Source organism: Kocuria palustris, from assembly GCF_007666205.1.
GTDB lineage: Bacteria > Actinomycetota > Actinomycetes > Actinomycetales > Micrococcaceae > Kocuria > Kocuria palustris_A.
In genome coordinates this window covers 265,887-282,567 of the sequence record NZ_VDOR01000001.1, presented here as the reverse complement: position 1 = coordinate 282,567, position 16,681 = coordinate 265,887, and the positions used below count along the sequence as shown (strand labels likewise).

Genomic DNA, 16,681 nt, shown 5'->3' with positions numbered 1-16,681 from the left:
CGCCCCGATCCGCCATCGCACGAGAGGAAGCACCATGTCCCTGCACCACCGCATCGCGTTCCTGATCCCCCACGCCGAGAACTTCCCCGCCTCGAAGCTCGACGAGTTCCACGAGCACTGGAACGACGATCACGGCGAGTTCATCATGCCCGTCGAGCAGGTCGTCGGCTACGTGCAGGACCGCCCCGTCGATCACCAGTGGCACTGGGACCAGTTCCACGGCATCGCGGAGCTGTTCTTCGAGTCCCCCGAGCAGGAGGAGAAGGCCTGGGAGCACCCGGCCTGGAACGAGAAGCTGCGGCCCGACGAGGACTACATGTTCGATGTCGACAACGGCTTCTCCGCCCTCGTCACCGGGGTCCGCGAGATCCGCGGCGGCCAGGTGACGCGCACCCGCGTCCTGCTGCTCGGCGCCGATGCCGCGGCGGTCCCGGAGAGCGATCGCGTCGGGGCGATCCACGAGATCTCCCTGGACTCGGCCGTGCCGGTCGAGGGCGGCGGCGACAAGCTCCTGTCCGTGTTCACGCGCGGTCGCGACGTCGCCCAGGAGGTCGCGCAGGCGGCCGGCGGACGTGCGGCGATCGTGGACGCCGTTCAGATGATCGCCCCCGAGGGCTGGCCCGCCGTCTGAGGCGCTGCCGCCGGGCCGGCAGCGCCCGAGAACGACAGAGGCCCCGCCGGTGCGCCCGGCGGGGCCTCTGTCGAAGATCGGGTGGAGGCGAGGGGACTCGAACCCCTAACCCTCTGCTTGCAAAGCAGATGCGCTACCAATTGCGCCACGCCCCCGGAAGGGTGCCCGTGCGATCTGTCAGTCGACGGGATCCACGGCGTCGCGCCAGGCGGCGCGATCGGCATCCGCGGAGCGCAGCCGCCATGCGGCCGCTCCCGCACCGGCCGCGCCGGCGACGAGCACGATCGCCGTCAGAGCGTTCCTCATGCCGGTCTCCGATGCACTGGGATGCCTGTGAACCGTGGGCGTACCAGGAATTGAACCTGGGACCTCTTCGTTATCAGCGAAGCGCTCTAACCGTCTGAGCTATACGCCCGTGACCGGCGGTGCCGGTCACGTCCGGCTGCGACCATGCGGTCACTCCTGCCGGAACGAGTAAGGACTCTACACGATCGCCGCGGCCGGGACCAATCCGCGGCCGCGGCGAGCGCGGGAGCCGGAAGCGGCTCAGTCGTCGGTGAGGGTGACCCCGATGCCGCCGATCAGTCCTGCGGCGAGGTTGTAGAGCATGGCCGCCAGGACCGAGAGCAGCGTCAGCAGGATGACGTTGATGACCGAGAGGATCGTCGCGAAGATCGCGACCTGCCCCAGGGAGACCAGGTCCTGGACCTCTGCGCTGCCGTCGGGGCCCGCCAGCATGGAGGCGAGCTCGTTGATGCCGTTGAACAGGCCCGTGATGTCCATCAGGATCCAGCTCAGCACGGAGGCGACGACGAGCACGATGCCCAGGGCGACCGAGAGCAGGAACGCGAGCTTGAGCACCGACCAGGTGTCGATCCGCGAGACCACCAGGCGCGCGCGGCGGACCTTGGCGCGCGGGGCGGGGCGGACCAGGCCCTTGGTCGAGGCCCGCTGGGGAGTGCGGCCGCCGCCCTGCGCCTTGGCTGCGTCGCCGACCTTCCGGGCCTGGCTGGGCGAGGTCCCCCGATCAGCGCCGCCGGTGGTCGACGAGGACGTCGATCGTCCGGCCGCGCTGGTGCGTGCCTCGGGGCTCATGCGTTACCTCCGTCGTTGACTTCGTCCAACGGTACGGCATCCTCGTCCGCCGGATCCGCTGCTGGATCCGCAATGGTAACCGCGCCGCTCTCGACTGCTTCCTCGACCGCGTCCTCGATGTGCCGATCCGCGTTCCACGCCATGCCGACGATCGCGTCCTTGGGTGCCGGCTTGGCGAAGATCACGCCCATCGTGTCGCGTCCCTTGGCCGGGACCTCGGAGACCGCGGAGCGCACGACCTTGCCCGAGGCCATGACGACCATGACCTCGTCGGATCCTCCCACGATCAGCGCGCCGGCCAGCCTGCCGCGCTCGTCGCCGACCTTGGCGACCTTGATCCCCAGTCCGCCGCGGCCCTGGCGCCGGTACTGCTCGACGGCGGTGCGCTTGGCATAGCCGCCCTCGGTCACGACGAAGACGTAGCTCTGGGAGCCCTCCTCGACGACGTCGGCGGCCAGCAGCTCGTCGTCGCCGCGGAACTTCATGCCGGTCACGCCGGAGGTCGCACGGCCCATGGGGCGCAGGGCGTCGTCGTCGGCGCGGAAGCGCAGCGACTGGCCGTTGCGCGAGACCAGGAAGACGTCGTCGTCGGCATCCACGAGCTTGGCCGAGACCAGCTCGTCGCCGTCGCGCAAGTTGATCGCGATGACGCCGGCGGTGCGGTTGGTGTCGTAGTCCTCGAGGCGCGACTTCTTGATCAGGCCGCTGCGGGTGGCCAGCACGAGGTACGGGGCGTCCTGGTAGGTGGACAGCTCCATGACCTGGGCGATCTGCTCGCCCGGCTGGAAGGCCATGACGTTGGCGACGTGCTGGCCCTTGGCATCGCGCCCGGCCTCGAGCAGCTCGTAGGCCTTGGTCCGGTACACGCGGCCGTGGGTCGTGAAGAACAGGATCCAGTGGTGCGTGGTGGTCGTGAAGAAGTGCTCGACGACGTCGTCGCCGCGCAGGTTGGCCCCGCGGATGCCCTTCCCCCCACGGTGCTGAGCCCGGTACTGGTCGATCCGCGTGCGCTTGACGTAGCCGCCGCGGGTGATCGTGACGACGACGTCCTCCTCGGGGATCAGGTCCTCCATGGACATGTCGCCGTCGTAGCCGTACAGGATCTCGGTGCGGCGGTCGTCGCCGTACTTGTCGACGGTCTCCTCGAGCTCCTCGGAGACGATCTGGCGCTGCAGGTCCTCCGAGGCGATGATCGCCTCGAAGCGGGCGATCATCTGCTCGAGCTCGGCATAGCGGTCCTGGATCTTCTGCCGCTCCAGGGCCGCCAGGCGGCGCAGCTGCATGTTGAGGATGGCCTGGGCCTGCTCCTCGTCGATCCCGAGCAGCTCCATCAGCCCCGTGCGCGCCTCGTCGGGGGTCGGCGAGCGGCGGATCAGGGCGATGACCTCGTCCAGGGCGTCCAGGGCCTTGAGCAGTCCCACCAGGATGTGGGCCTCCTCCTGCGCCTGGCGCAGCCGGAACCTGGTGCGCCGGACGATGACCTCGATCTGGTGCCGCACCCAGTGGTAAATGAACGCGTCCAGCGACAGCGTGCGCGGCACGCCGTCGACCAGGGCCAGCATGTTCGCGGAGAAGTTCTCCTGCAGCGGCGTGTGCTTGTAGAGGTTGTTGAGCACCACCTTCGGCACGGCGTCGCGCTTGAGCACGATGACCAGGCGCTGGCCGGTGCGTCCCGAGGTCTCGTCGCGCATGTCGGCGATGCCGCCGACCTTGCCCTCCTTGACCAGGTCCGCGATCTTGATGGCCAGGTTGTCCGGATTGACCATGTACGGCAGCTCGGTGACCACGAGGCACGTGCGGCCGTGGATCTCCTCCACGGAGACGACCGCGCGCATTTTGATCGAGCCGCGACCCGTCCGGTAGGTCTCCTCGATGCCCTTGTGCCCCAGGATCTGCGCGCCGCCGGGGAAGTCCGGGCCCTTCACGCGCTGGAGCAGCGCCTCGAGCAGCTCCTCGCGCGAGGCGTCCGGATGCTGCAGGTACCACTGGACGCCGTCGGCGAGCTCCCGGAGATTGTGCGGCGGGATGTTCGTGGCCATGCCCACCGCGATGCCGGAGGAGCCGTTGGCCAGGAGGTTCGGGAACCGCGCCGGCAGGACCGCGGGCTCCTGCGACTTGCCGTCGTAGTTGTCCTGGAAGTCGACGGTCTCCTCGTGGATGTCCCGGACCATCTCCATGGCCAGCGGGGCCATCTTGGTCTCGGTGTACCGCGGGGCGGCCGCGCCGTCGTTGCCGGCCGAGCCGAAGTTCCCCTGCCCCAGGGCCAGCGGGTAGCGCTGGACCCAGTCCTGGATCAGGCGGACGAGGGCGTCGTAGATCGCGGAGTCGCCGTGCGGGTGGTAGTGGCCCATGACGTCGCCGACCACGCGGGCCGACTTGTTGAAGGCGCGGTCCGGCCGGTAGCCGCCGTCGTACATCGTGTAGATCACGCGGCGGTGGACCGGCTTGAGGCCGTCGCGGACGTCCGGCAGGGCGCGTCCGACGATCACCGCCATGGCGTAGTCGAGGTAGGAGCGCTGCATCTCCGTCTGGAGATCCACCTGCTCGACGCGGTCGCCCGTGAGGGTCGGGGCCTCGGCCTCGGTGCCCGGCTGGTTCTCCGGCTCCTCGGGCGAGCCCTGGGTGTCGTCGCTCATACGTGCGCTTTCCGTCCTTCTCCGGACGCCCGCGGGCGTCTGTGCTCTCGGTCGGCCGCTGGGCCGTTCCGCTGCTGCCTGATCCGCTCCTGGGCGGGCGCCCGCGACGGCGCCCGCCGGTCATATGCCGTAGATGACATATGACCGTGTGCGACTAGATGTCGAGGAAGCGGACGTCGCTGGCGTTCTGCTGGATGAACTCCTTGCGGGCCTCGACGTCCTCGCCCATCAGCATGGTGAAGACCTGCTCGGCCGCAGCCGCGTCCTCCATGGTCACCTGCAGCAGCGTGCGGTGCTCCGGGTCCATGGTGGTGTCCCACAGCTCGGTGTAGGACATCTCGCCCAGGCCCTTGTAGCGCTGGATGCCGTTGTCCTTGGGGATCCGCTTGCCCGCGGCCTGGCCCTGGGCGAGCGCCCGATCCCGCTCGGCGTCGGAGTAGACGTAGTCGTGCGGGGCGTTCGACCACTTGAGCCGGTACAGCGGCGGCTGCGCGAGGTACACGAATCCGTGGTCGATCAGCGGGCGCATGAAGCGGAACAGCAGCGTCAGCAGCAGCGTGGTGATGTGCTGGCCGTCCACGTCGGCATCGGCCATGAGCACGATCTTGTGGTAGCGCGCCTTCTCGATGTCGAAGTCGTCGCCGATGCCCGAGCCGAACGCGGTGATCATCGACTGGACCTCGGCATTCGACAGCGCGCGGTCCAGTCGGGCCCGCTCGACGTTCAGGATCTTGCCGCGCAGCGGCAGGATCGCCTGGTGCGCGGGGTCGCGCCCCTGGACCGCCGAGCCGCCGGCGGAGTCGCCCTCGACGATGTAGATCTCGGACTTCGAGGGGTCCTTGGACGAGCAGTCCTTGAGCTTGCCGGGCATGCCGCCGGATTCCAGCAGCCCCTTGCGGCGCGTGGTCTCGCGCGCCTTGCGCGCGGCCATGCGGGCCTGCGAGGCGCCGATCGCCTTGCGGATGATGTCCTTGGCGTGGTTCGGGTTCCGCTCGATCCAGTCGCCCAGCTCGTCGGCCACGACGCGCTGCACGAACGGCTTGGCCTCGGAGTTGCCGAGCTTGGTCTTGGTCTGGCCCTCGAACTGCGGGTCCCCGAGCTTGATCGAGATGACCGCGGTGAGGCCCTCGCGCACGTCCTCGCCGGTCAGGTTGTCGTCCTTGTCCCGGAGCATCTTGAACTCGCGGGCCTTGCGGTTGATCGCCGTGGTCAGCGCAGTGCGGAAGCCCTCCTCGTGGGTGCCGCCCTCGTGCGTGTTGATCGTGTTGGCGTACGTGTGCACGGACTCGCTGTAGGCCGTGGTCCACTGCATCGAGATCTCGACCGAGATGCTGCGCTCGACGTCCTCCGTCTCGAAGTCGATGATCTCGTCGTGGATCAGCTCGGCCTTCTTGCCGCTGTTGATGAACCGGACGTAGTCGAGAAGGCCGTTCTCGTACAGGTAGATGACCCGGCGGTGACCGTCGGCGGTCACTCCGACGGTGTTCAGCTCGGGCCGGCGCTCCGGCGCCTCGGCCCCGTCGGTCTCGGCGGAGTCCGCCGGGACCTGCGCGGTGGGGACGTCGGCGGCATCCTGCCCCTCGACCTCGGTGATGATCTCGGCGCGCGGCTGCTCCCCTGCGACCTCGTCGCCGGAGGCGTCCAGCCTGCGCTCGTCGGTCAGGGAGATCCGCAGCCCCTTGTTGAGGAACGCCATCTGCTGGAAGCGGGCGCGCAGCGTCTCGAAGTCGTACTCCACGGTCTCGAAGATCTCGGGATCCGCCCAGAACGTCTGGGTCGTTCCGGTCTCCTCGGTCTCCTCGCCGCGCTCGAGCTCCCCCTGGGGGCGCCCGCCCTCGGCGAAGGACATGCGCCAGACGTGTCCCTGGCGGCGGATCTCGGTCTCCACGCGCGCGGACAGGGCGTTCACCACGGAGATGCCCACGCCGTGGAGTCCGCCGGAGACGGCGTAGCCGCCGCCGCCGAACTTGCCGCCGGCGTGCAGGATCGTCATGACGACCTCGACCGTGGGCCGACCCTGGGTGGGATGCATGTCCACGGGGATGCCGCGGCCGTTGTCCGTGACGCTCACGCCGCCGTCGGCGCGCAGCACGACCTCGATGTGATCGGCGTGACCGGCCAGGGCCTCGTCGACGGAGTTGTCGATCACCTCGTAGACGAGGTGGTGCAGGCCGCGAGGCCCGGTGGATCCGATGTACATGCCGGGGCGCTTGCGGACCGCCTCGAGGCCCTCCAGGACGGTGATGTCGCTGGCGCCGTAGCCGCCGTCGGTGCTCTTGTCATCTGCCACGGGCTGCTGGTTCCTCACTGCTGGTCTGGGCGGAGGCCGCGCTCGTCCCGGGAAGCGGGTCCGAGGGGAGAGCGGCACTCCGACGACAGCGCGCGAGCGGACGGCACCAGGGCATCGGGGGCTGCTGGGCCGGGGGCGCTCGGGCGCCGCGTCGCTGATCCGACCTCCATCATAGCGGACGGCGGCCGCGCGCCCGTGCGGCACGTCCGGAACCGGGCATCAGCGGCGCCAGAGCGGCCCTAGGACCGCCTCCGGGGGTGCGGACCGACCCCGATGCCGTCCCCCGAGGGTCCGAGCGCTCTGCAGGCCGTCCACGAGCTCCCGGCAGCCCCGGGCGGATCCTCCCTGCGACGCGCCGCCATCGCGCGCTGCGAGGCGGGCAGCGCACCGGCTCAGCCGTAGGTGTCGCGCGGGCCCCTTCCGCGGATGGCGCGGCGGCCCTTGCGCCAGCTCGGGGCGACCGGGCCGACGATCTCCAGCCGGGTCACGATCCCCGAGCCCAGCCGCTTCTCGATCGCGGTCAGCACCTGCGACTGGAGCATCCTGAGGTTCGCCGCCTGGGCGGTCGAGGAGCAGCGCACCCGCAGGACCGTGTCCTCGAAGGACTCCGGAACGCAGTGCTCGGCCACGTAGGGGCCCACGAGCTCGGGCCACAGGGTCATGACCGAGCCGACAGCCACCGGCGTGCGCCACCCGCGCCCGGCCACGAAGCGGTCCATGACGCTGCCGATGCCCTGCGGATCGCGGGGGGAGGCGCCGGCGCCGGAGTAGCCGCCGAGCTGACGGGGATCCCGCTCGGCGTCGCGGCGTCGCACGGGAGAGGCGGTCGCCGCCTCCATCGCCGCGCCGAAGCTGCGCAGGTTCGCCTTGGCGGCCGCACCGTGCAAGCGCCCCTCCCCGCGCGCCTCGGCGGCGCGGCGGACCCGCGTGAGCGCGGCGGCCGCGGGGTCGACGACGTCCCGGTCGCGCTCCGAGCGCGGCCGCTGGGCGGGGATCATGAGTCCCGCTCCCTGTCCGATCCGCGCTCGACGACGGCGGCGCCCGGCGTGACCCGGACGATGTGCAGGCCGGAGTCGGAGTCGAGCAGCTCCCGGGGGACGTCCTCCTCGACGGCGGCGGTGACCAGGACCTGCTCAGCATCGGAGACCATCGCCGCCAGGCGGCTGCGACGGCGGGCGTCGAGCTCGGCGAAGACGTCGTCCAGGATCAGCACGGGGGAGGAGCCCTCGGAGCGGTCGTCGTCCAGATGGACGTACCAGGAGCCCAGGCGCAGGGAGAGCGCGCACGACCACATCTCGCCGTGGGAGGCGTAGCCGCGGGCGGGGAGGTCGCCCAGCAGGATCTCGAGCTCATCGCGATGCGGGCCGACCAGCGAGACGGCGCGCTCGACCTCCTGCTCCTGCAGCTGCGTGCAGGCCTCGAGCATCAGCTCGCGCAGGTCCGCGGCGGTGAAGTGGGCGAGCTGATCGATCCGTCCGTCGGCGGCCTCGGGGAGGATCGAGGAGCGGTAGCGCAGCGCCGGGGCCCGGGGGCCGTCGGCGAGCTGCCCGTAGGCGCGGCGGACCTCTGGCTCGAGGGCGAGCACGAGCTGCAGCCGGGACTGCAGGACCGCGGCGCCGTACGTCGCCAGCTGGTCGTTCCAGGCCGAGAGCGTGGCCTCATGGGCCTCGGTGAATCTCCCGCTCCGCCGTGCGGACTTCAGCAGCGCATTGCGCTGGCGCACGGTCTTCTCGTAGTCCGCGATCACGCCAGCCAGCGCGGGGCGCATCGAGGCCCCGAGCACGTCGAGGAAGCTGCGGCGCCCCGAGGGCTCGCCCTTGATGAGGGCCAGGTCCTCCGGGGAGAAGAGCACGGTGCGCAGCACGCCCAGGGCCTCGCGGGCGCGCACGGTCCCGCCGCGGTTGAGGCGCACGGTCGGGGTCCGGCCCTCCGCGAGCGTGAACTCGAGTGCGGTTCGGTGCCCGGCGCGGCGGACCCCCGTGCGGATCACGGCGCGCTCGGTCCCGGCCCGGTGCAGCGGGGCATTGCCGCTGACCCGGTGCGAGGTCAGCGTCGCGGCGTAGTCGATCGCCTCGACGATGTTGGTCTTGCCGACGCCGTTGGGGCCGAGCATGACGGTGATGCCCGGGCTCAGCTCGAGCTGGAGGCGCTCATAGCTGCGGAAGTCCGCCAGCGACAGCGAGTCGACGTGCACGCAGGCCCGGGACTCAGGAGCTCGGCAGGCGCACCGGCATCAGCAGGTACCGGTAGGCCACGGAGTCGTCGCCGTCCTGCTCCTCCTGAGCGGAGAGCACGGCGGGCTTGGGCGGAGCGGTGAACGAGAAGCGCACGTACTCCGAGTGGAACGCGTGCAGGCCCTCGGAGAGGTACGTGGGGTTGAAGGCCACGGTGATGTCCTCGCCCTGCAGGTTCGCCTCGATGACCTCGGATGCCTGGGCGTCCTCGCCCGTGCCGGCGTCCAGGGCGACCTGCCCCTCGGAGAAGGCCAGGCGGACCGGGGTGTTGCGCTCGGCGACCAGCGAGACGCGGCGCACGGCCTCGACGAGCTCCGAGGTGCGCACGGCGGCCGTGATCGGAGTCGACTCCGGGAACAGGGAGCGGATCTTGGGGTACTCGCCGTCGATGAGCAGCGACGTGGTCCGGCGGCCGCCGGATTCGAAGCCCACGAGCTCCGTGCTGTCGGACAGGGCGAGGTTGAGCTCGCCGGCCGGCCCGAGGGTCTTGGCGACGTCGCTGAGAGTCTTGGCCTTGATGAGCGCCGCGGTCTGCAGCGAGCTGCTGTTGGGGCGCCACGTGAGCTCGCGCATGGCCAGGCGGTAGCGGTCGGTGGCCAGCAGGGTCATGCGCTCGCCGTCGATCTCGATCCGCACGCCCGTGAGGATCGGAAGGGTGTCGTCCTTGGAGGCGGCGATGCCCACCTGAGCGACGGCCTGGGCGAACTCGGCGCCGTCCACGATTCCGGAGACCTCGGGAAGCCCGGGCAGCTCGGGGTAGTCCTCGACCGGCATGGCCGCGAGGTTGAACCGCGACGACCGGCAGATCAGCGTCAGCTTGCCCTCATCGGTCACGACGTCGACCGGGGCCGAAGGCAGGGAGCGGCAGATGTCCGCGAGCAGGCGTCCCGAGACGAGAGCGGTGCCCTCCTCCTCGATGCGGGCGTCGATGGACACGCGAGAAGAGATCTCGTAGTCGAAGCCCGCCAGGGAGACCTGCCCGGACTCGGCCTTGAGCAGCAGGCCGGACAGCACCGGCACGGGAGGGCGGGGCGACAGGGACCGGGCGGTCCAGGTCACGGCCTCGGCCAGGACGTCCCGTTCGACGGAGAACTTCACGGTGTGAGCGCCTTTCGTTCGCAGATGCCGTCCGCGCGAAGTCCGGGCGGAGTCCGGACAGACGACGTCTGCATGCTATCGGCGCGGTGTGCCCTGTGCCATTCACCGGGCGGCGCGCAGCGGCGCCGCGAGGGGGGACGCGGGGTGTCGAGGCTCGGGACTCCTGTAATTCCAGGAATCCGCCGGATGTGGAGGCTCCGGGATCGGGTCCGGACGACCGTCGGCCCGCTCGGAACGTGTAATTACACGAGCTCGGCGGGCCCGGTGCGGGCAGCAGGGCATTCGTTGTCCGGCGGAGGAGTTAATGGTCAGTAGTGTTCATAACCTCTGTGGATCTTGTGGAAAAGAGCCCGGATCGCTGAACTGACGCGGATCCCGGCTGTGGGAGGACTGTGCACCGCCGTCCACGGATCCTCCGTCGGCTGTGTAATCACATGGATGTCATCTGCGGTGCGTGCACAGGCCGGTCCCCGGATCACGGGCCGTTTTCCACCGGGATCCGGCAGAACTCCACAGAGTTGTCCACAGCCGGTGGAATCCGCTCGTGCACAGACCGTCCACAGGCCTTCCCACAGCTGTGGAGAAGTCCGGTCGACAGGCGGCAGCGAGCCGCGGACTCCTGTGGACAGAGGGGTCGGGCACGGATGGCAGAAGACCCCGAGGCCGCTGGAGCGGGGCCTCGGGGCCTTCCGAAGGGGGGGCGGGAGCCGGCTCAGCCGCCGCGCTGCTGCTTGATCCGGTTGGTCAGCTCGGTCACCTGGTTGAAGATCTGCCGGCGCTCGGCCATGAGCGTGCGGATCTTGCGGTCGGCGTGCATGACCGTGGTGTGATCGCGGCCGCCGAGCTCCTGGCCGATCTTGGGCAGCGACATGTCCGTGAGCTCGCGCAGCAGGTACATGGCGATCTGGCGGGCGGTCACCAGCGTGCGCGTGCGCGACTTGGACTTGAGCTCCTCGAGGGAGATGTCGAAGTAGGCGGAGGTCTGGCCGAGGATCGTGGCGGCGGTGATCTCGCCGTCGTCGTCCGTGATCAGGTCCTTGAGCACGAGCTCGGCCAGCGGCAGATCGACGTCCTGGCGGTTCAGCGAGGCGAAGGCCGTCACGCGGATCAGGGCGCCCTCGAGCTCGCGGATGTTCGTGGAGATGTGGGAGGCGATGTACTCCAGCACCTCGGGCGGGGCCTGGGTTCCCTCGGAGCGGGCCTTCTTGCGCAGGATCGCGATGCGGGTCTCGAGCTCGGGCGGCTGGACGTCGGTGATGAGCCCCCACTCGAAGCGCGATCGCATGCGGTCGGCGAACCCCGTGAGCTGCTTGGGCGGCAGGTCCGAGGTGATCACGATCTGCTTCTCGTGATTGTGCAGCGCGTTGAAGGTGTGGAAGAACTCCTCCTGCGTGTGCTCCTTGCCGGCCAGGAACTGGATGTCGTCGATCAGCAGCATGTCGACGTTGCGGTAGATCTCCTTGAAGGAGGAGCCCTCGTCGTCGCGGATCGAGTTGATGAAGTCGTTCGTGAACTCCTCCGAGTTCACGTACCGCACCGAGATCCCGGGGTACAGGCGCTTGGCGTAGTGGCCGATCGCATGCAGCAGGTGCGTCTTGCCCAGCCCGGAGTCGCCGTAGATGAACAGCGGGTTATATGCCTTGGCGGGCGTCTCGGAGACCGCGAACGCGGCCGCATGGGCGAAGCGGTTGGACTGCCCGATCACGAAGGACTCGAAGACGTACTTGGGGTTCAGGCGCGCGCTCGAGTTCCACTCCGCGGACTCGGCGCCGGCGGTCCCGTGGTCCTCCGCGGCGGAGGGGGCGCTCGGCGAGATCGGCGCGAAGGTGTCCTGCCGACCCCGTTCGTAGCGCGGCGCCGCGGGGCGCGGGGCGTCCTGGGGCGGGGTCTCCGGGCGGAGGTCCTGGACGGGCGCCGCCGTCGGCTCGGGGTCGGGTCGGCGAGCGGGCTCGGGCTCCGCGGATCGCTGGGGGGCCGGGCGCGGCGACGGCGAGCGGAACGAGTCGACGGCCCCGGAGTACTCCGAGCTCGTGGTGGAGAGCTGGTCGTCCGGCCGATCCGGGGCCGGGGCGGCGGTGCGGCCGCGCTCGGCCTCGAGCTCGCTCAGCGGCGGCAGGGAGGCGCGCGAAGCGGATTCGATCTCCTGCTCGGAGACCTCCTCCAGATCGGTGTCCACGACGAGCGCGACGAGCGTGTCCTGGCCGAAGGACCGCGTCACCGCTGCGTTGAAGGCCGGCGCGATCTTGGACTGGAGGACCTCACGGGTCAGCTCGTTCGGCACGGCGATCAGCAGCGTGGTGCCCATCAGGCCCCGCGGCTGGGCCAGGCGGAGGAAGCCCCGGTGCCGGGGGGAGATCTGCGGGTCCTCGGACATGGCGCTCACGCACTGGGCCCACTGGGCGTCGAGCTCCGGGTTCTGCTGAGGACTCACGGTCTGGGGACTCCGGGATCGGGGGCGATTCGGCTCCGGACGCAGGGTCCTGGAGGGCTCTGACGACCGGTCATCCACAGAGTTGTTCACAGCGGTGGACAGCTGCTCCGGGGGTCGAGCGCGAAGGTCAGCCTAGAGCACGTTCGAAGCGGCGGCCTAGCCTCGATCCGGGCCCTCGGGAACTACAGTTGTGTAGTTACACGTGCGAGAGCGCGCCGTTGGCGGCAAGCGCGCGAATCCGGTTATCCACAGGATTCTCGGCAGCGAGTTCACAGCATGTGGGCGAGGGACGGTCATCACGGCTTCGGTTGACCGCCCCTGCCTGCGCGCCTACAATCGGTCAGTCCTGTGTCCGAGCTGCGTCCTGCGCTCATGCGCTCCGCGGCGGCACAGCCATCGACCACCACAGCGGTGGACCCCTCGCCCGCGGCAGGCCTGCTGCGCGCCCGTGCTGCACGGGCAGCGTGCGCCTGGTCCGCAGCGCACAGGGGCACGCCCGTCCTGCATCCGGAGAAGAACCATGAGCAAGCGCACGTTCCAGCCGAACAATCGCCGCCGCGCCAAGAAGCACGGCTTCCGCGCCCGCATGCGCACCCGCGCCGGCCGCGGCATCCTCTCGGCGCGCCGCGCCAAGGGCCGCGCCTCCCTCTCGGCCTGAGACCTCTCGTCGCCATCGACGGCCGCGGCGGCCTCCCCCACCGGGATGCCCGCGGCCTCGGACGCCGCCGAGCTCGAAGGGGGTGAGCGCGTGCTTCCCGCACAGCACAGGATGCGCACCTCCACGCACTTCGCAGCGACCACACGTTCCGGTGCCCGGCAGGGGCGCCGGAACGTCGTCGTCTATGTGCGCGCCACCGCCGCGGGCCAGCCGGCCCGGGCGGGCTTCGTCGTCTCCAAGCGGGTCGGCAATGCCGTGTGCCGCAATCGGGTGAAGCGCCGCCTGCGCGAGCTCGTGGGCACCACGATCGAGCGGCGGCCCGACGGCTTCGACGTCGTGGTGCGAGCGCTGCCGCCCTCCGCCGAGGCGGGCTTCGACGAGCTGCGCCGCGACTGGGAGTCCGCGTGGCGCAAGGCGGCCGCCAAGGCGGAGGTCCCGGCGTGAGCGCCCCGGACGCGCCCCGGACGGCCGAGGAGCGGCTCTGGGAGGAGGCGCCCTCCGACTTCGTGCGCCCGACGGGACCGGTGCAGGCGCTGTGGCTGCTGCCGCAGAACCTGCTCATCGCGGGCCTGAAGCTCTATCGCCTGCTGGTGTCTCCGCTCTACGGCGACGTCTGCCGGCACTTCCCCACGTGCTCGGCCTACGGGCTGGAGTCCGTGGTTCGCCACGGCGCGGTGCGGGGCCTAGGTTTGACCGTGCGACGTCTCCTCAGATGCCATCCCTGGGCGGCCGGCGGCATCGACAGGGTGCCGCAGGGCGGTCGCCGGTTCTCCACGGAGGCCGAGCTGCCGCGGATCATCCTGCTGAACCACCCCACGCCCGCCGATCGCGCCGCGGTGCTGACGCCGCGCGATCCGGCAGCCGAGAACACGTCCGGGCGCCAGGACGGCGCTGACCAGCCCGCCGCGCCGACGGCTCAAGGAGCTTCCACCCGATGAACATCTTCGACATCATCCTCTGGCCCTTCAAATGGATCGTCTCCGCGATCCTGTGGCTGTTCCACGAGCTGTTCACGCTCATCGGCCTGGATGCCGCGAGCGGCTGGACCTGGGTCCTGGCGATCGTCGGCCTGACGCTCGTGATGCGCACGCTGACCATCCCGCTGTTCCTGCGCCAGATCCGCTCGATGCGCGGCATGCAGGAGATCCAGCCGCAGATGACCAAGCTGCAGGCCAAGTACAAGGGCAAGACCGACCAGGTGTCGCGGCAGGCCATGGCCGAGGAGCAGATGGCGCTGTACAAGGACCACGGCGTCAACCCGCTTGCCTCGTGCCTGCCGATCCTCGCCCAGATGCCGATCTTCTTCGGCCTGTTCCAGGTGCTCAACGGCGTCCCGCAGGCCGCTGAGAACAACGAGGGAATCCTGGTCCTGTCCTCGGACAAGATCCACCAGTTCTACGAGGGCACGCTCTTCGGCGCTCCGCTGTTCTCGACGCTGCGCTCCCCCGGGGACGGCAACCACACGGCGACCATCATCATCGCCGCACTGCTCGTGCTGGCCATGACGGTCACCATGTTCATCTCGCAGAAGCAGCTGGCGTCCAAGAACGTCTCCGAGGCGACCAAGAACTCGCCGATGTACCGCCAGCAGCAGATGATCATCTACATCTTCCCGATCATCTTCCTGATCACGGGCATCAACTTCCCGATCGGCGTGCTCGTCTACTGGACGATCTCCAACGTCTGGTCCATGGGGCAGCAGTACTGGACCATCCGCAACAATCCGACCCCCGGATCGCAGGCCGAGCGGGAGCTCAACGAGCGCCGCGCCGCCAAGGGCCTGCCGCCGCTGGGCAAGACCCAGGAGGAGCACGAGGCCGAGATCGAGGAGGCGCGTGCCAAGGCCGCGGCCGGTCAGCGCCAGCAGCCCATGAGCAAGAAGCGCCAGAAGGCCAAGGGCGTCAAGAACGAGCCGCAAGCACGCGTCGGCGGCGGTGCCGCTGACGCTGCTCGGAAGGGCGCGGGCGCAGCGGAGCACGAGCCGGCCAGCGGCAGCTCCTCGCCGATCTCCAAGGGGGCCTCGTCGGGGAAGCGGAAGTCGGGCAAGGGCAAGGGCAGCTCCAGGGCCTGACACCGCCGCCCACAGGGCAGCCGCATTCGCCATACTGTCGGGAACGGCCTGTGCACCCCGTCGTCAGGAGAGATTCATGAGCGAGAACCAGAGCAGCGATCCGTCGCAGGACGCGGCCCCCGAGGGGATCGACGTCAGCGACCTCGAGCCGGGCCGGAAGGTCGACGCCGGCGCGGTCGCCGCGGGCGTCGACGTCCCCGCGGACCAGACCGGTGCCGCCGCGCAGGGCGGGTCCCCCGACTCCGACGGCGACCAGGTCGATCTCCTCGAGGAGGAGGGCGAGGTCGCGGCGGACTACATCGAGGAGCTGCTCGATCTCGCCGATCTCGACGGCGACATCGACATCGAGGTCCGCAACGGACGCACCTATCTCTCCGTGGTGACCGAGGACGACGACGACAGCCTCGACATGCTCGTGGGGCAGGACGGCGAGGTCCTCGAATCTCTCCAGGAGCTCGTCCGCCTGGCGGTGCTCGCGGGCACCGAGCAGCGCAGCCGTCTCGTCCTGGACGTCGCCGGCTACCGGAAGGCCCGGGCGGAGGAGCTCCGGGAGATGGCGCGCCGCACGGTGCAGCAGGTGCGCGACTCCGGCGAGCCGGTGCACCTGGAGCCGCTGACGCCGTACGAGCGCAAGATCGTCCACGACGTCGTGGCCGAGGAGGGCATGCACTCGGAGTCGGAGGGCGAGGGCCCCGGCCGTCACATCGTCGTCTCCGCGAACGGCTGAGGCGTGGCTGAGCAGACGCCTGATCGCGCTCCCGGCGGTGCGGCGGAGGACGGGGCCGGCGGAGCGGTCGCGCAGCCGGCCCCCGAGCTCGAGGGCCAGGAGGCCCGGGCCGCGCGCACGCTCTTCGGCGACCGGCTGCCCCTGGCCCAGCGGTATGTGGGGCACCTGGCGTCGTCGGGCATCGTGCGCGGTCTGATCGGTCCGAGGGAGGCCCCGCGGCTGTGGGGGCGCCACGTGCTCAACTGCGCGGTGGTGGAATCCCTGATCCCCCAGGACGCCCGGGTGGCGGATGTGGGTTCGGGTGCGGGACTGCCCGGGCTCTGCCTGGCCATCGCCCGCCCCGATCTGCGGCTGACGCTGATCGAGCCGCTCGAGCGGCGCGTCACGTGGCTGAACGAGGTCATCGAGGACCTGCAGCTCGACAACGTCCAGGTCCTCCGCGCCCGAGGCGAACAGGTCGAGGAGCTGCCCGGAGGGGAGGCCCCGCAGGTGGTCACGGCACGCGCCGTCTCGGCGCTCAGCGGGCTGCTGGATTTCACCCTCCCGCTGCTGCACGGGTCCGGGGAGCTGCTGGCGCTCAAGGGCCGCTCGGCGGAGGCCGAGGTCGAGAAGGCCCGCAAGCAGCTCAAGCGCCATCGAGTCTCGCGGACGGAGGTCCTCTCCCTCGGGCAGGAGCTGCTCGAGGAGCCCACGACCGTGGTCCGCGTGGCGCTCTGACCCGTACGGCTCCGGCTGGGCGGCGCGGGAGCCCCCTTGGGTAGTGTTGGCCTGGTCCGCCGGAGGCCACGGCCTCTTGCGGTGTGATGTACA

At 70.3% G+C, this 16,681-nt stretch carries 15 protein-coding genes and 2 tRNA genes; 7 read left to right on the top strand and 10 right to left on the bottom strand.

Annotated features, from left to right (window positions below):
- Nucleotides 1–34 precede the first annotated feature (34 nt).
- The gene (locus FSY66_RS01285) at nt 35–631 is read left to right on the top strand and encodes an EthD domain-containing protein (RefSeq protein ID WP_144790481.1); all 597 of its coding nucleotides are present in this window, start codon (nt 35–37) and stop codon (nt 629–631) included.
- An 82-nt stretch (nt 632–713) separates the two neighbouring features.
- On the opposite strand, the gene FSY66_RS01280 is transcribed toward FSY66_RS01285, so the two are convergent.
- From FSY66_RS01280 to dnaA, 10 genes are all read right to left on the bottom strand, one after another.
- Nucleotides 714–786, bottom strand: a tRNA-Ala gene (locus FSY66_RS01280).
- Between the two features lie 22 nt (nt 787–808).
- Nucleotides 809–937, bottom strand: coding sequence for a hypothetical protein (locus FSY66_RS12735; protein ID WP_260853305.1), 129 nt, complete (start codon nt 935–937; stop codon nt 809–811).
- 35 nt (nt 938–972) lie between these two features.
- Nucleotides 973–1,046, bottom strand: a tRNA-Ile gene (locus tag FSY66_RS01275).
- Between the two features lie 131 nt (nt 1,047–1,177).
- Complete coding sequence (locus tag FSY66_RS01270; RefSeq protein ID WP_144790479.1) at nt 1,178–1,726, bottom strand: DUF3566 domain-containing protein; 549 nt, start codon at nt 1,724–1,726, stop codon at nt 1,178–1,180.
- Nucleotides 1,723–4,362 carry a DNA gyrase subunit A gene (gyrA, locus tag FSY66_RS01265; protein WP_144790477.1) on the bottom strand — a complete coding sequence of 880 codons (2,640 nt, stop codon included), beginning with the start codon at nt 4,360–4,362 and terminating at the stop codon, nt 1,723–1,725. Before gyrA ends, FSY66_RS01270 begins: the two co-directional genes overlap by 4 nt.
- A gap of 154 nt (nt 4,363–4,516) precedes the next feature.
- Nucleotides 4,517–6,652, bottom strand: a complete 2,136-nt coding sequence (gene gyrB, locus FSY66_RS01260; protein ID WP_144790475.1) for a DNA topoisomerase (ATP-hydrolyzing) subunit B — start codon at nt 6,650–6,652, stop codon at nt 4,517–4,519.
- Nucleotides 6,653–7,044: 392 nt separating this feature from the next.
- Nucleotides 7,045–7,650, bottom strand: coding sequence for a DciA family protein (locus FSY66_RS01255; RefSeq protein ID WP_144790473.1), 606 nt, complete (start codon nt 7,648–7,650; stop codon nt 7,045–7,047).
- Nucleotides 7,647–8,846, bottom strand: coding sequence for a DNA replication/repair protein RecF (gene recF, locus FSY66_RS01250; protein WP_144790471.1), 1,200 nt, complete (start codon nt 8,844–8,846; stop codon nt 7,647–7,649). The genes FSY66_RS01255 and recF overlap by 4 nt, the downstream gene beginning before the upstream one ends.
- Nucleotides 8,847–8,859: 13 nt before the next feature.
- Nucleotides 8,860–9,984 (bottom strand): DNA polymerase III subunit beta, encoded by a 1,125-nt coding sequence (gene dnaN / locus FSY66_RS01245; protein WP_144790469.1) that lies wholly within the window; start codon nt 9,982–9,984, stop codon nt 8,860–8,862.
- A gap of 712 nt (nt 9,985–10,696) precedes the next feature.
- A complete protein-coding gene (gene dnaA / locus FSY66_RS01240; protein WP_144790466.1) occupies nt 10,697–12,415 on the bottom strand; it encodes a chromosomal replication initiator protein DnaA in 1,719 nt (572 codons plus the stop codon).
- 520 nt (nt 12,416–12,935) lie between these two features.
- Between dnaA and rpmH the strand changes: the two genes are divergently transcribed.
- The 6 genes from rpmH to rsmG all read left to right on the top strand — a co-directional run bounded on the left by rpmH (nt 12,936) and on the right by rsmG (nt 16,588).
- The gene (rpmH, locus tag FSY66_RS01235; protein ID WP_006214384.1) at nt 12,936–13,073 is read left to right on the top strand and encodes a 50S ribosomal protein L34; all 138 of its coding nucleotides are present in this window, start codon (nt 12,936–12,938) and stop codon (nt 13,071–13,073) included.
- A gap of 90 nt (nt 13,074–13,163) precedes the next feature.
- The gene (gene rnpA / locus FSY66_RS01230; RefSeq protein WP_144790464.1) at nt 13,164–13,517 is read left to right on the top strand and encodes a ribonuclease P protein component; all 354 of its coding nucleotides are present in this window, start codon (nt 13,164–13,166) and stop codon (nt 13,515–13,517) included.
- 62 nt (nt 13,518–13,579) lie between these two features.
- Entirely contained in the window at nt 13,580–14,011 is a 432-nt protein-coding gene (gene yidD, locus FSY66_RS01225; protein WP_260853369.1) for a membrane protein insertion efficiency factor YidD, read from the top strand.
- A complete protein-coding gene (yidC, locus tag FSY66_RS01220; protein WP_144790462.1) occupies nt 14,008–15,144 on the top strand; it encodes a membrane protein insertase YidC in 1,137 nt (378 codons plus the stop codon). The genes yidD and yidC overlap by 4 nt, the downstream gene beginning before the upstream one ends.
- A 76-nt stretch (nt 15,145–15,220) precedes the next feature.
- Nucleotides 15,221–15,871: a Jag family protein gene (locus tag FSY66_RS01215; RefSeq protein WP_144790460.1), complete on the top strand. Its 651-nt coding sequence runs from the start codon at nt 15,221–15,223 to the stop codon at nt 15,869–15,871.
- Between the two features lie 135 nt (nt 15,872–16,006).
- Nucleotides 16,007–16,588, top strand: coding sequence for a 16S rRNA (guanine(527)-N(7))-methyltransferase RsmG (gene rsmG, locus FSY66_RS01210; protein ID WP_260853368.1), 582 nt, complete (start codon nt 16,007–16,009; stop codon nt 16,586–16,588).
- Nucleotides 16,589–16,681: the final 93 nt, after the last annotated feature.